Here is a 14,926-nt window from a genome sequence, read left to right on the forward strand (position 1 = left end):
GGACGGAGCCTATATGCCGTCGTCGTCCAGCATGGCGATGATCGGGAAGATATGCGCGATCATGCTCCGGTGGATCGAAACGGTGATGCCGTCCCGATATTGCGTCAGGCCGATCAGGTTGCGGTCGCGCATGCGCAACCTGCCGACCGTCCATAGCATTTCGCCTTCGTCTCCCCGCAACTGGACCAGCACGTCCGTGTCCAGCGAAGCGGGCTTGATTCGGTCCATGATGACCCGTTCGCCCGCGCGGAAACGCGGTTCCATCGCTTCGCTGGGGATGTAGATGGCGAAATAGCGTTCCGCGTTCCCCTGACCGAAAGGGATCGGCATGAAGGCGGCGGGGCGGGAAAAATCGCCTTGCCAAAGCTCCAGCTCCTTCGAAAGCGGCAGGCTGCTCTCCTCCGGAAACAGCAGGGTCGCGCCGTCCGATTCATAATCGAACATAATGTTGGATGCGCCCAGATTTTCTCTTTCAACGGCACGAAAATGCGTCCGCCGTACCCCTTTTTTGGGGGAGAATATGTGTGTTAACGATCCAATACGCAAATCGAGCCGGTTCACTTATCGGACATGTGCGTTTGCGCACCAAATATGCGGCATAATATGCTGAAAAACAGCGAAAATTATTATTTTTCGGCCGCAATTTGGGTCGACATGTGCGCAATAATCAAAAAATGATCTGCGAAACAGTGCGATAGGTAATACCTGATTTGCGCAGATTGCGGTGACGTGCGTCGGATGTGCGTCCCGGGATGAAGGGGCTGAGAAGGGGGGAGACATCCTGTCTCCAGACTTGTCCGCGGCTTTATTCGCCGGGAAGCAGCGCTGCCGGAAGGTATCCTGCCGCATTTCTGCGCGAGCCGTTGTCCAGGTTTCGCAAGTCCGAATTAGGGGAAAGTGAATGAGAAATAGTGCTAAGTTGAACCGGATGCTGCTGGTTTCAGCCTCCATCCCGGCGGCGCTGCTTGTGAATGCCGGTGCGGCTTGGGCGGCGCCTGCCGTTGTCAATGTGCCGACTGCGGGCGACACGGACGCGAATGTCAACGCGGCGATCGTTACCGCGATCACGACGCCTGCCAATCCCGCCCTGACGGTCAATATCGACGGTGAAGTGACGGGCGGTGGCGATATCGGTTTCGACTTTGTCGGCGGCGGCTATGCGGCAGGTGAAGGCGACGGCGCCATCATCGTCAACAACAACGCCGGCGGCAAGGTCGGCGGTCTGAATTTTAGCGGCGTGGGCGCGGCGGCAGTCGGTAACACCTTCACCGCCGTCAACAAGGGCGATGTGACCAACAACGTCAATGTCGACGATTTCGGTGGCGCGGTTTCGATCACCAATGAAGCGACCGTTGGCGGATATGTGGATGTACGCGGCGCTTTTGGCGCTGTCACGATCGTCAATGCCGCCAAGGCGAAGGTCGATGATTATATCGACGTGCATACCGATGGCGCGGTGTCGATCACCAATGCCAAGTCAGGCCAGATCGGTGATTATGTCGACGCTTCCTCGAATACGGGCGATGTGAAGTTCGTCAACGAAGGCGCGGTCATCGGCGCGACCTATCTGGAAAGCTCGAGCGTCGCGGCTCCCGTGGTGACAACGGACAAGGCCGGCACGACCACGACGACCGTGAGCAGCGCGGCTGGCGGTTCGGTCGAAGGCACCTATGCCGGCGTCAACGGTCCGCTGAACTTCGTGGGCGGTTCGGGCCACATCACGCGGGTCGCGGACAAGGACAGCACGGCGAGCGTGACCGGCAAGGTCTACGGCAACCTGTCGTCGAAGGCCGGTTCCAATGATGAGACGCAGGTCTCGACGCTCATCGTGGGCACGCCGCTTGCGCCTGCCACCGCTGGCACGGTCGTCAATACCAAGGCCGACAGCGATACAAAGGTTTCGACAGCGGGCACCAGCAAGGTCGACGTCACCGGGAAGGGAAGCCTTGTCACTGGCGATGTTGACTCGGAAGGCGCGACGGCGAGCGTCGTTACGGTCGATGCCGGCACCGTGAACGGAACGGTCAATTCGAGCAGCTATGCAGGCAGTCAGAAGTCCGGGTCCAGCAAGATCGTCACGGAAAACTACAGCACCAAGGCTTTGGAATCGACGGACACCGCTGAAACCTCCGAATATAAGGTTACCATTACGGGCGGCGATGATTCGGTGGCCGTGAAGAACGCGGGCAAGGTGCTGGGGAGCGTGGACTCCAACGGGGCGAACTCGGCTTCGGTCGTGATCGACTCCAAGTCGTCGGTGGGCGGCAACGTCAACATCGACGCCGGCAGCACCGATTCTGCACAGTCGGGCACGGGCAACAGCTCCGTGAACAATGTCACCAACGAGGGAACGCGGACGGTCGTCATCGAGACGACGTACGCAGCCTCTGCCCTGGATGGCAACGCCACGCTGAACAATGCCGGCCGGATCGACGGCAGCGCGGATGTCGGCGCGTTGCAGGGCAACGCCACCGCGACCGTGACGGGCACCGTCGGGCAGAATTTGACGGCCCACACGGGCGGCGGTTCCGTCGGCACTTCCAAGGTGACCGTGAATTCCGTCACGACGGACGGCGGCGCTACCTGGACGCCAACCAGCGGCACGCTGGAACAGGCCTCCACCGATGTGGGCGGCGCGGCGACCATCGTGGTCGACACGGCGGCGGCTCTTCAGGGCAAGGGCGTGCCCAGCGTCGGCGGTTATGTTGAGGCCTTTGGCCTTGGCGGCGCCACGGTCACGATCAAGGCCGGCAATGAAATCGATGGCTATGTCTCCGCTGGCAGCTTTGGCGAAAGCGAGACGAGCAAGGTGGTGACCACCTATGCTTCGGGTAGCACCACGGTCGACAAATATGAGATGGACCTGTCCGAAACCGCTCTGGGCGGCAAGGCCGCGGTAGCCAATGACGGCACCGTCCATGGCGGCGTCAGCGCATCCGGTCAGGAATCCGCTTCGGTGACCAACAGCGGGGTGATCGAAAACGGCGTCGGCGTCTATTCGCTGAGCGGCAATCTCACGGCCAAGGTGACGGACGACAAGCAGGGCTATCCCGTCCAGCGTCATCTGACCGGGGAGTTCGAAGTCACGCCGGTCGGCGGCGATGCCAGCCTCGCCAACACGGGCCTGATCCTCGGCGGTGCGGAAGTCGTCGGCGCGACGGGTTCGGTGACCAACAACGGCATCCTGAACGGCAACACCTATCTTGGCGAATCCGCTTTCAGCGGCACTGCCACGCTCGATGCGACGCTGACCACCACGACCGTCACGGTCGATCCGGTGCTGGCTTCGCAGAAGTACACGGTGAACCAGAACGGCGTTTCCGGCGGGTTCTTCGTGGACGGCGCTGTCACGACGCAGAGTGAAGTCTATTATCAGCTTCAAAATCAGCTCTCGTCGTTGCCCTCTGGCCTGAACATGACCCAGGACGATATCGATCCGGCCACGTTCGACCTCAGCGTCAACAATGGTCAGAAGGCGGTCAAGACCGCCAACATCGAAGCCACCATCAACCTGAACAAGGGCTCAATCACGCTGGGCGACATCACCGCGCAGCAGGATGACAGCGGCGCGTTCCTGACCAAGACCACGGTCAACCTGAACGACAGCGGTTTCCTGGGTCGGGACACGACGGGATCGGGTGCTTCCGTTCCGGTGCTTCCGGACGATGCGAAGGCGCTCAGCTGGACGAATGCGGTTCGGGTGCGCGGCGTCGAGACGCTGAACAAGGAAGGTGCTGGCACGTTCGTCATCACCGGCGCCGACTATGTTCCGGCGGCGAGCGGCAATCCGGCGGTATGGACGCTGGATGTGGGCAACTTCAACGTCAAGGCGGGTGAAGTTCAGCTGGGCCAGAACAACGATGACGACGTGTTCGGCATCAAGGGCAACATCAACAACGATGCCACCCTCGTGCTGGGTCGCCGCGTGACGGTCGCTCCGAGCCAGTCGATCGGCAACAACATCACCAATCCGACGCGGCAAATCATCGACGGCGTCACCATCTATCAGCAGGGCAACTATAACCAGAGCGCCACCGGCACGACGGTCGTGGGCATCAACCCCTCGCTGATCCGCAATAACGCCTACATCCAGCAGTCGGGTTCGGCCCCGGAAATCCTGGGTCCGATCACGGGCGGCGTCACCATCAACTACTTCACTGCCGGAAGCACGGGCACGCAGTCCACGCCTTCGTCGGTGACGGTCGATGGGAACCTGAACCTGGCCGGCAAGGTGGCGGTCTCCGTTTCGAAGGACAGCCTCTATTCGAACGGCGATGGTTACACGCTCTTCACCTACACGGGGACGGGTGCTGTGACGGCGACGGTGGACTCCACGCTCAGCTCGAACTTCGTGAAGTTCGGCCTGACGCACAACGCCACGGCCAAGACCGTGTCGCTCGGCGTGAACCGCCTCAGCTATGCCACGGGTGCGACCAACCCCAACGCCGCTTCGGCCGCGGTGGGTCTGGACAGCGCGCTGGCCGATGTCATCACTGCGATCAAGACCGACAACTTCGCCTCGGTGAAGGACATCGCCAATGCGCAGGACATCGCCAACATCGCGTCGGCTCTGGACTGGCGTCTGAACACCGCCCAGGCGGCCCAGGTCTTCAACGAGCTTTCCTCGGCTGAGATCTACGGCTCGCTGGCTTCGGTGGACCAGAACTCGGTGTTCAACAGCTCGCTCAACCGTCTGACCCAGCGTCGCGGCTATGGTGAAGCGCTCGGCACCCAGCTGTGGTTCGATCCGTCGGCCAGCTTCGCCAAGGCGGGCGGCACCAAGTCCGGTGCGTCGAAGATCAAGACGGACAGCTATGGCGGCGCCTTCGGCATCGACGTGGCCTATCAGGACAATGGCGCGATCGGCATCGGCTTCGGTTACGGCCAGCATGATGTGAACGCTCGCGGCACGCCGGAAAGCGCTCAGGTACGGACCTACACCATCGGTGCCTATGCGACCCAGGGCTTCGGTCCCTTCTACGGCAACCTCAGCTTCGCCTACGGTTTCTCCAAGTTCGAGGTCGAGCGTGATCTGACGATCCTCGCCCGCACCATCGAAGGCGATTTCAAGGGCAAGCAGTGGGATGCCGCTCTGGAACTGGGCTATGACATGCAGGCTGGCGGCAATCTGGTCGTCACTCCGTTCGGTAAGCTGGCGGCTCGCCACTGGTCGATGAACGGCTTCACCGAAGAAGGCGGCGCGGGCATCGGCCTGAACGTCAAGGGCGCATCGAAGACTGTCTTCAACCCGGTCCTGGGTGTGAAGGCGGGCGCTCTGATGGGCGATCCTGAAAAGGTTGCCTTCCGTCCCTACGGTAAGCTGCAATACACCTTCCAGGGGAATGTCGGTAACCGTCGCACGGTCCAGTATCTGGGCGGCGGGGATGCGTTCCAGCTGCGTGGTGTTGATCCGAGCGGCTTCGGCCTGGTTGAACTGGGCATCGATGCCACGGTCAACAAGCGCGTCGGACTGTTCCTGTCGGGCGGGTTGGGCTTTGGCGGCCGCAACTCCTCGGGCCAGGTTCGCGCCGGCATCAGCTTCGGCTTCTAATACCCCACAGGGTCGCGAAGGTGGAGGGCGCGTCGGCTACGGCGCGCCCTTCATTGTTGGCGGGATATTCAATCGGCGGAAGAATTCTTATGTGGAATGCGGGCTATGTTTCTGAAGTGGATTATCTCTACGGCTATTATCCCGAACTTTCGCCGCAACGGCTGAAACTGGCGCTCCTGTCGCGCGGGATTCAGCATTCGATAGGGGAACGGCCCAATTATCTGGAGCTGGGCTTCGGACAGGGCGTGTCGCTGAACATCAATGCCGCGACGTCGGAGGGACAGTTTTTCGGGACGGATTTCAATCCGGCGCAGGCCGCCCATGCGCGGGAACTGGCGGAAGCCAGCGAGCAGCCGGTCCGGATATTCGACCACGCTTTCGAAGAACTGATGGCGGCGGAAGACCTGCCGCAATTCGACATCATCTCGCTGCACGGCATCTGGTCATGGATTTCCGCGGAAGGCCGCCAGTCCATCCTGGACATACTGCATCGCAAGCTGAAGCCCGGCGGCATCCTCTACATGAGCTATAACGTCACGCCGGGGTGGTCGTCGGTTGTCCCGTTGCGCCATTTGATGACGCAATATGCCAGAACGGCGGCCAAGGGCGATTTGATTTCCCGGGTCGATCAATCGATCGAATTTGTCGAAAAGGTCATTGAAAATGGCGCGGCCTATTTCGGGGCCAATCCCGCGCTTGCCCACAGGCTGGAGGCGATCAAGAAGCAGGATCGCTACTATGTGGCGCATGAATATTTCAACGCCTGTTGGGATCCGATGCCCTTTTCCGCCGTCGCGGAGATATTGGAAAGCGCGAAGCTGGGATTTGCCGCGTCCGCCAATATTTGGGACAATATTCCCATGATCAGCACGCCGGAAAAGGCGCGTCCGATTCTGGCGCAGATCGACGATGTCAAATTGCGCGAAACCACGCGGGACTATTTCATCAATCAGCAGTTCCGCCGCGATGTCTTCGCGCGCGGCGTGCGGGTCATGTCCCGCTATGAGCTATTGGACCTTGTCGGGCAGCAATATTTCATGCTGCTGGGCAATCCCGCCGATACGCCCACGAAGATCGTCGCGGGCGCCGGGGAAGCCTCCTTGCGGGCGGACATTTACGGTCCGTTGACCGAAGCCCTGGCCAGCAGGCGGCTCGAGCCGATCAGCGTCGCGGAAATCGAAGCGACGCCGGCCTGCAAGAAACTGTCCCGCGGGCAGATATGGGAAGCCTTGCTCATCCTGATGGGTCAGGGTTTCGTGGCTTCCGTGCAAATCCCGGCCAGCCAGAGCGCCACGCCGGCCGCGTCGCGCAGGCTGAATGCCCATATCTGCAAGCGCGCGCAATATTCGGGTGACATTCAGCATCTGGCCGCGCCCCTCATCGGTTCCGCCCTGCCGGTGAATCGGATCGAGCAACTCTTCCTTCATGCCATCAACCAGGTTCACGATGACGCACCGGCGTTCGTCAGGGACACGCTGGTCGCGCAGGAACAGAGGCTGGTCATCGACGGCAAGGAGATCGCCGATGGCAAGGAGATCGAGGCGCAGGCCCGAAAGATGTTCGGCAAGTTTTCCGAAGACAGGCTGTCCGTGCTGAAGGCAGTCGGCGCCGTTTGACGCGGGCGGCATTCGACAGGGCTGTCCGGATGCCGTTGATATTGTTGGGGGATGAAGATCGTGAGACACCGGCCAATAGTCGATGATTTGTATCCGTCATCCCAGACCCACGTGGCGTAGATGGCCATGAGCTTTGAGTGTCCCGCGTGCATATCGCGTAATTTGATTCGGCGGGGTGACTGTGGAGCAAGAGATCGACGGCAGTGGCGGCGTGGAGAACGGGCGCCGACGGCGCTGGACGCTGGAAGAGAAGCGCGCGGTGGTGGAGCTGTCGCTCGATCCGGCGTGCAGCATGGCGGAGGTGGCCGCGTGTTTCGATGTCCTTCCGGCCCAGATATATGCCTGGCGCCGCGAGTTGCGCGAGATGGCGGAGGACGCGGCGCGCGAGGACAGGGCGATGTTCCTGCCGGCGGTCATCGAGCCGACATCGGTGCCGGCGGTGCTGCTCGAACCGGAGGCCGCGAACGCGCGGCTGCTGCCGGACGCGGTGGTGCAGGTCGCAATGGAAGTGCGCGGCGTGCCAGTGATGGTCGCCCACGGCGCAAGTTCGACGCTGGTCGCCTCGGTAATCGCAGCGCTGCTGAGGGCGCGATGATCGGGCCGGGCAGCGACGCCAAGGTGCTGATCTACACCAAGCCGATCGATTTCCGCTGCGGCATCGACACGCTGGTGGCCAAGGTCCAGCACGAGTTGAGCCAGGATCCGTGGCGCGGAGTCGCCTATATTTTTCGTTCCAAGAGGAAGGACAGGCTGAAGATTCTGTGGTTCGACGGCACCGGCATCTGGCTGATGACCAAGCGCGCCGAGGCCGCCGAAGGATTCGCCTGGCCGCCGGCGGTCGATGGCAGTTTTTCGATCACGGCGGCGCAGATGGCAGCACTCACCTCGGGCATGGACTGGCGTCGGCACCGCGCGCCAAGGCGCGTAAATCCGCCTAAAATCGAGGGTTTCGCTGATGCGTGAGATAGTCGCGACAGGCCGAGTCAACTGCGCTGGACGCGTCGTTACGCATGTGATTCGATGCCTGCCATGGACCCGCTGACGGCCTCCTGCAAAGACCCAGTTGCGCTGCTCGCGACCATCGCGAAGCTGACCGCCGAGGCGGCCGAACGCGACCAGCAGATCGTTCGCATCAACGCCGAGAACGAGGCGCTCGCCCGCGCTGCGGCCCAAGCTGAGGCGCGCGAGATCATCGCGCTCGCCACCGCGAAAGCGGCCGAACACGCCGCCGTCATCGCCGAGGCGAAGGCCGCCGAGATGGAGGACGCGCTCGCGGCCGCCCGCGATGAGGTCAAGCGCCTCAACGACATTCTCGACCAGTTCAAGCGCCACCGTTTCGGCCAGAGCGCCGAGCGGCTCGATCCCGACCAGTACCAGCTCGTGCTCGAAGAGCTCGAAGCTGCCTTGTCGCGCGCCGAGGCCGGGCTCGAAGCGCTGATCGACCAGGCTGACGCGACCGGCGAGACAAAGCGCCGCCGCCGCAACAACCGTGGAGCGCTGCCCGCCCATCTCGAGCGTATCGAGCAGGTCGTCGACATCGAAGACAAGCAGTGTGCCTGCTGCGGCAACGATCTTCATGTCATCGGCGAGGACGTCACCGAGCGCCTCGACGTCGTGCCCACCATCTTCCGCGTGCTGGTCACCCGCCGTCCGCGCTATGGCTGCCGCGGCTGCGACGAGGGCGGCGTCACCCAGGCGCCGGCGCCAAGCTTCATCGTCGATCAGGGCCTGCCCACCGACGCGCTCGTCGCCCAGGTCATCGTCGCGCGCTACGCCGATCACCTTCCGCTTTACCGGCAAGCCCAGATCTACGCCCGCCAGGGGATCGATCTCGACCGGGCAACGCTCGCCGACTGGGTCGGGCGCGTCGGATGGTGGCTGACTCCGCTCAGGCAGCATCTGCTCGCCGAGCTGCGAAGTTCGGTGAAGCTGTTCGCCGACGAGACGCGCATGCCCGTGCTGGCGCCCGGGACCGGCAAGACCAAGAGCGGCCAGCTGTGGGCCTATGCCCGCGACGATCGGCCATGGGGCGGACTCGCGCCGCCCGCCGTCGTCTACATGTACGCCGCCGGCCGCGGCGGCATGCATCCGATCGACCATCTCGGCGACTTCGCCGGGGTGCTCCAGGTGGACGGCTATGCCGGCTACAATGAGATCAAGCGCCGCAATGGCGTCACCCTCGCATTCTGCCTGCTTCACGCGCGGCGCAAGTTCTACGATTTCCGCGAAAAGGAGCCCGTTGCCGACGAGGTGCTCCGTCGCTTCTCGGCGATCTACAAGATCGAGGCGACGCTCAGGGACACCTCGCCCGAGGCGCGGTTCGAAGGGCGGCAGCTGATACTGAAGCCGCTGTTCGATAACCTGCGCGACTATCTCTCGAAGAACCTCGGCCGGTTCAGCGCCAAGGGCAAGATGGCCGAAGCGATCAACTATATGCTCAACCACTGGCAGCAGCTCACCTATTGCCTGCTCGACGGCCGCGTCGAGCTCGATACCAACACGGTCGAAAGAAGCATCCGCCCGATTGCCCTGTCGCGCCGCAACTCGTTGTTCGCCGGCAGCGATGCCGGGGCAGACAATTGGGCGGTGCTCGCCAGCCTTCTCGAAACGTGCAAACTCTCGGACGTCGATCCGCTCGCCTGGCTCACCGCCACCCTCACCAAGCTTGCCAACGGTCATAGCAACAAGGACCTCGATTCCCTCATGCCCTGGCACTTCCCCAAGATCGCCGGGCGCAACGCCCCCTCTTAAGACGCTTGACCGGCACGTTTCCGCCACGTGGGTCTGGGATGACGGATACGATGATTTCCTGGATGTGATGAAAAGCCGTCATGATGCGGGATCGGTCGGGCACGATCTGGCTGCGGGCGATGGGCCGGCAAACAGCCGGTTCAACTAGGCGGGCAAGGCGATATGACGGGAGTCTTCTTCTTCATCGGCGGCCTGATGGTAGGCGTCTTGATCGCAGCGGTCATATTTGCGGGTTGGATATTCTGCATCTGGTCTGAAGACCGGGAAGTATAGCTTTCCGGTCCTTTGGGTCGCGGCTTGAAGGAAGGCCGCCGCTCGCTGGCCCAGGGGCAGGGGCGGCCGTCGCGAAACGGCATGGACGATGGACGATCCGGCCGACCGAAATCTGCGTCTGTCCTTGCGGTTCGACAACCGTTAAGGAAGGCGTCGATGACCGACAGCCTGCATTTCCTGGTGTCCGAAGAATTGGCGATGCCCGCCGATCCGCTCACGTCGGCGATGGCGCGGATTATCGCCGCGCGTTATCCCGATGCGGCCCGGGCGGTGCTTTTCTACGGTTCCTGCCTGCGGGAGAAGAATCTCGACGGGTTGATGCTGGATTTCTACCTGATCGTGTCCGATTATCGCGCCGCCTATGGCAGGCGGTGGCTGGCGCCCGCGAATCGCCTGGTTCCGCCCAATGTCTTCCCCCTCGAACATGAAGGGCTGTTCGCGAAATATGCGGTTCTGTCGGAGGAGGATCTGACCCGCCTCTGCGGACCGCAGGCGGACAATGTTTCGGTCTGGGCCCGTTTCGCGCAGCCATCGCGGCTGCTCTGGGCGGCGGACGATCGCGCCCGGCGGCATGTGGTCGACGCCATCGCCTCGGCCGCGCCGACCCTGCTGCAACTCACCTTGCCGATGATGCCGCCCTCATCGTCTCCCGGCATTCTCGATCTCTGGAGGGCGGGTTTCACCTTCACCTATGATGCCGAACTGCGGGCGGAGCGGAAGGGGCGCTCCGTCTCCATCGTCGATGTCGATCCGGACCGCTATGAACGCTTCGGCCGCGCCGTTCTGGACGACATCGCGCGGCGGCAGGGGAGCGGGCCGCAGGGCGAAGCCCCGCAAATCCTGTCGCCCGATGACGCCGCGAATCGCTGGCGGCGGTTGCAGCGGCGGGGGAAGTGGCTGTCGGTCGTCCGGCTCGCCAAGGCCAGCTTCACCTATGCGGACGGGATCGATTATCTGGCGTGGAAGATCAATCGCCACGCGGGCACGAATATCGCGATCAGGCCGTGGCAGCGCCGCTGGCCGCTGATCGGCGCGCTCACTCTGCTGCCGCGACTGTTTCGCGGTGGCGCGATCCGTTGAGCGCGTTGGAAAGCGCCATGGACAGCGCCGCCAGCGTATAGGGTTTGCGGAGCACCTCATAGCCTGCGAAATCGGCGCTCTCGGTCGTGTCCCCGGCATATCCCGTCACGAACAGCACCGGCAGATGCGCGTAGATATCGGGGAGGGAGCGGATCAGTTCCGGCCCCGTCATGTCGGGCATCAGCACGTCCGTCATGATGAGGCCGATGTCGCGGTTGGTCGCCAGCAATTTCTCCGCCTTGGTGGGCGAATCGCAGGCAAGCGGCAGATGGCCGAGTTCCGCCAGGGCCGCCATGCTCTGACTGAGCACGCGCGGGTCGTCTTCCACGACCAATATCCGCGTGGGCGGATGGAGCGTGGGCTCCCGCTCCACATCCTGCACGATGCCGGGGGTGTGGCTCTCCGCGACGATGCGGCGGGGCAGGTGGATCTGCACGCGGGTGCCCTTGCCTTCCTCCGATTCGATGCGGATTTCGCCCTCGCTCTGCCGGACGAAACCGAAAATCTGGCTGAGCCCCAGCCCGGTGCCCTTGCCCACGGGCTTGGTCGTGAAGAAGGGTTCGAACACGCGGGCCAATATGTCCTGGGACATGCCGCACCCATCGTCCGTCACGGCCAGCGTCACATAATCGCCCGCGGGGCATTCCCCGACTTCATTCTCGCCCAGCTGCGCCTGGCCCGTTTCGATGGTCAGCTTGCCGCGTCCGTCCATGGCGTCGCGCGCATTGACGCACAGGTTGATGATGGCGTTCTCCATCTGCTGCTGGTCGACGAAAATACGCCAGCCCCGGGCATGATGACGGAAGGCGACGGTGATCTGGTCGCCGATGGTGCGGTCGATCAATTCCTGCATGTCGGCCAGCAGGAGGTCGGGGTCCAGCGCGTTCGGCAGCAGCGGCTCGGACCGGGCAAAGGCCAGCAGCCGGCGCGTCAGGGCGGCGGCGCGATGGGCGCCTTCCATCGCGTTGGAAAGATGGCGGGATGCTTCCTCCGGCTTCAGCCGCAGCTTGCGCTTGGCCAGTTCCAGCCCGCCGACGACGACCGCCAGCATATTGTTGAAATCATGGGCGATGCCGCCGGTCAGCTGGCCGATGGCGTCCATTTTCTGCATCTGGCGCAGATTTTCCTCGATGATCGCGCGTTCGGCGGTTTCCTTCTTCAATTGCTCATAGGCCTGCGACAATTCGACCGTCCGCGCGCTGACCGCCGCTTCCAGCCTGTCGGCCCGGTCGGTTTCCGCTTCGGCGAGGCGGCGGGCATTGCGCCGCTCGCTATAGGCGGCATTGGCCAGCCAGAGCGCGCACAACACGCTGACCAGCAGGGCCAGCCCCAGCAGGCGATAGGTGCGGCTGACCCATGCGCTGCGATCCCCGGCCAGGCTGACCGCCAGGCTGCGTTCCGCCAGCCGCTTGTTCTCCGCCTGTATCACATGGTCGAGCGCGGTCGTGAGCCGGGCCAGGTCCTCGGATTTGCCCGCCTTATGGAATTGCGCGAGCGCCCCCATCTTCTGATCGTAGGTGGTCCGCAGGCCGATCTGGCTCAACGTCTTCCCGCGCTCGACGAAGGCCTGCTGCAATTCCCGGACATTGTCATGCTGCCAGCCTGAATTCCGCGTGGCGAAGGTCAGCGACTTGATCTGGCTGGCGGCGGTTCGCCACTGGTCCTGGAACAGCCGGCCCGTATCCGGGTCCATGCTGATGACATAGCGCGCCAGCGTCACTTCCGCGCGCGCGGTCGTGGCCTGAAATGTGCGGGTGAGGGTGATGACTTCATAGCTTTTCTGCTGCTCCGCCAACGCCTGGCTATGGTCGCGCGACGCGCTGCTCGCGCCGTACAGCAGCGCGCCCAGCGCCCCGATGAGGAGGATCGCCAGCACGGGCGCGAAGGCGCGCCGCAGATGGGACCGCCACCCCCTGCCTTCCTCTTCGCTTTCCGTGAAATCGCCTTGCGCCATGGGCCGTTACACTAGCTAAACGGTGTTGGACGCGAAACAGCAACGATCAAAAGTTGCATAAACGCCTGCGATTTTGTCGCGCCAAAAGCCCGCTTTGTCGCGATTCTGTCGGATGGAGGCGATTAACCGATCGCGCCCGTCGCCTTGCCCGCCGTTTCGAACATGGCGATGATCTGCTCCACCTGCTCGTCGCTATGCTCCGCGCAGAGCGAGCAGCGCAGCAGGAAGGTGCCCGCCGGAGTCGCGGGCGGGCGGGCCATGTTGACGTAGAGTCCCAGTTCCAGCAGCGCCTGCCACATGGCGACCGCTTGTGTCTGGTCGGTGAGGATCACGGCGATGATCGCCGACTGCGGCTCCTTCGTCCCCAGCGTGAAGCCCAGACCGGTCAGCCCCTTGTGCAGCCGCTGGCTGTTCTTCCACAGATGCGCGCGCTTCTCGCCCGCATGCATCAGCTTGCGGATGCTGGCGGCGGCGGTGGCGACCACGCTGGGCGGCAGTGACGCGGTGAAGACATAGGGACGGCAGACCAGCCGCATCACCTCGAACTTGGGATGGTTGGACACGCAGAAGCCACCCACCGTGCCGACCGACTTGGAAAAGGTGCCGACGACGAAATCCACGTCCTTCTCGACGCCCTGCTCCTCATAGACGCCGCGGCCATTGGGGCCGAAAAAGCCCATGCCATGCGCTTCGTCGACCAGGATCATGCAGTTGGGATGCTTGCGCACGGCGGCCACCATGTCGGGCAGCGGCGCGATGTCGCCCAGCATCGAATAGACGCCCTCCAGCACCACCAGCTTCAGCGCGTCGGCGGGCAGGCGGCCCAACCTCTTGTCCAGATCCTCGACGCTGTTGTGGCGGAACCGCACGATTTCCGCGTCGCCCAGGAAGCAGCCGTCATAGATGGACGCATGGCTGTCCGCGTCCAGCACGACATAATCGCCCTTGCCCGCCAGCGTGGAGATCATGCCCAGATTGGCCTGATAGCCCGTCGAAAAGACCATGGCGGACGATGTGCCGTAAAATTCCTTGAGCGCGTCCTCGACTTCCCTGTGGCCCTGATAGGTGCCGTTGAGGACGCGGCTGCCGGTCGTGCCCGCGCCGAACTCGTCCAGCGCCTTCTTGCCCGCCGCGACCACGTCCGGGTCGAAAGTCATGCCCATATAGTTATAGGTGCCGAGCAGGATCGTCTCCTTGCCCTTGATGATCGCGCGGGTAGGGGACAGCACCTCGTCCATCACGATCGAGAAGGGGTCGCGCACGCCCGTCGCCAGCAGCGCCTCGCGCTCCGCGATCAGGGGGTCGAACTTGGAAAACAGGTCGCGCGCATTCTGCGTGGCGGGCGCTTGCGTCATGGTCATGTCCCTCAACCTGAAATCAGGCCGCTTTCAGCTTCGCGACGGCGTCGACCAACTGGCCGACGGTTTCGATTTCCGCCTGCATGTTCATGGTGATGAGGATGTCGAACTCGTCCTCGATCGCGGCGACGAAATCCATCACGGTCAGGCTGTCCCATTCCAGATCGCCCGCGAAGGTGGTGGCTTCGGTCAGCTCCACGCCCTTCTTGTTGAAAGGCGCGATCTGCGCGGCGATGCTGTCGAAAATCTGCTGGCGATCCGTCATTGATCTCTTCAATCCGTCATGAGAAGCCACGGCTATTGCCGCCCCGGCCCGCTCTTTGGCAAGGGAATAAGGCGTCAA

At 63.0% G+C, this 14,926-nt stretch carries 10 protein-coding genes; 6 read left to right on the top strand and 4 right to left on the bottom strand.

Annotated elements, in window-relative coordinates; genetic code table 11:
* Window positions 1-9: 9 nt before the first annotated feature.
* Entirely contained in the window at window positions 10-444 is a 435-nt protein-coding gene (locus SCLO_RS16615; RefSeq protein WP_066518257.1) for a hypothetical protein, read from the bottom strand.
* 457 nt (window positions 445-901) lie between these two features.
* On the opposite strand from SCLO_RS16615, the gene SCLO_RS16620 reads away from it, so the two are divergent.
* The 6 genes from SCLO_RS16620 (at window position 902) to SCLO_RS16645 (ending at window position 11,271) form a co-directional block, all read left to right on the top strand.
* Window positions 902-5,551, top strand: a complete 4,650-nt coding sequence (locus SCLO_RS16620) for an autotransporter domain-containing protein (RefSeq protein WP_123905532.1) — start codon at window positions 902-904, stop codon at window positions 5,549-5,551.
* Between the two features lie 89 nt (window positions 5,552-5,640).
* Complete coding sequence (locus tag SCLO_RS16625; RefSeq protein ID WP_066518254.1) at window positions 5,641-7,167, top strand: class I SAM-dependent methyltransferase; 1,527 nt, start codon at window positions 5,641-5,643, stop codon at window positions 7,165-7,167.
* Between the two features lie 175 nt (window positions 7,168-7,342).
* Window positions 7,343-7,762, top strand: coding sequence for a transposase (locus SCLO_RS16630; protein WP_082734689.1), 420 nt, complete (start codon window positions 7,343-7,345; stop codon window positions 7,760-7,762).
* Window positions 7,759-8,130, top strand: a complete 372-nt coding sequence (gene tnpB / locus SCLO_RS16635; protein ID WP_062346440.1) for an IS66 family insertion sequence element accessory protein TnpB — start codon at window positions 7,759-7,761, stop codon at window positions 8,128-8,130. Before SCLO_RS16630 ends, tnpB begins: the two co-directional genes overlap by 4 nt.
* Before the next feature lie 294 nt (window positions 8,131-8,424).
* Entirely contained in the window at window positions 8,425-9,918 is a 1,494-nt protein-coding gene (gene tnpC, locus SCLO_RS16640) for an IS66 family transposase (RefSeq protein WP_066522435.1), read from the top strand.
* 429 nt (window positions 9,919-10,347) lie between these two features.
* Window positions 10,348-11,271, top strand: a complete 924-nt coding sequence (locus tag SCLO_RS16645; protein WP_066518072.1) for a hypothetical protein — start codon at window positions 10,348-10,350, stop codon at window positions 11,269-11,271.
* On the opposite strand, the gene SCLO_RS16650 is transcribed toward SCLO_RS16645, so the two are convergent.
* From SCLO_RS16650 to SCLO_RS16660, 3 genes are all read right to left on the bottom strand, one after another.
* Complete coding sequence (locus tag SCLO_RS16650) at window positions 11,228-13,225, bottom strand: ATP-binding protein (protein WP_066518073.1); 1,998 nt, start codon at window positions 13,223-13,225, stop codon at window positions 11,228-11,230. The genes SCLO_RS16645 and SCLO_RS16650 overlap by 44 nt on opposite strands.
* A 122-nt stretch (window positions 13,226-13,347) precedes the next feature.
* A complete protein-coding gene (spt, locus tag SCLO_RS16655) occupies window positions 13,348-14,580 on the bottom strand; it encodes a serine palmitoyltransferase (protein WP_066518238.1) in 1,233 nt (410 codons plus the stop codon).
* A 22-nt stretch (window positions 14,581-14,602) separates the two neighbouring features.
* A complete protein-coding gene (locus SCLO_RS16660) occupies window positions 14,603-14,848 on the bottom strand; it encodes an acyl carrier protein (RefSeq protein WP_066518075.1) in 246 nt (81 codons plus the stop codon).
* Window positions 14,849-14,926 lie beyond the last annotated feature (78 nt).

Source organism: Sphingobium cloacae (genome assembly GCF_002355855.1).
GTDB classification, from domain to species: domain Bacteria; phylum Pseudomonadota; class Alphaproteobacteria; order Sphingomonadales; family Sphingomonadaceae; genus Sphingobium; species Sphingobium cloacae.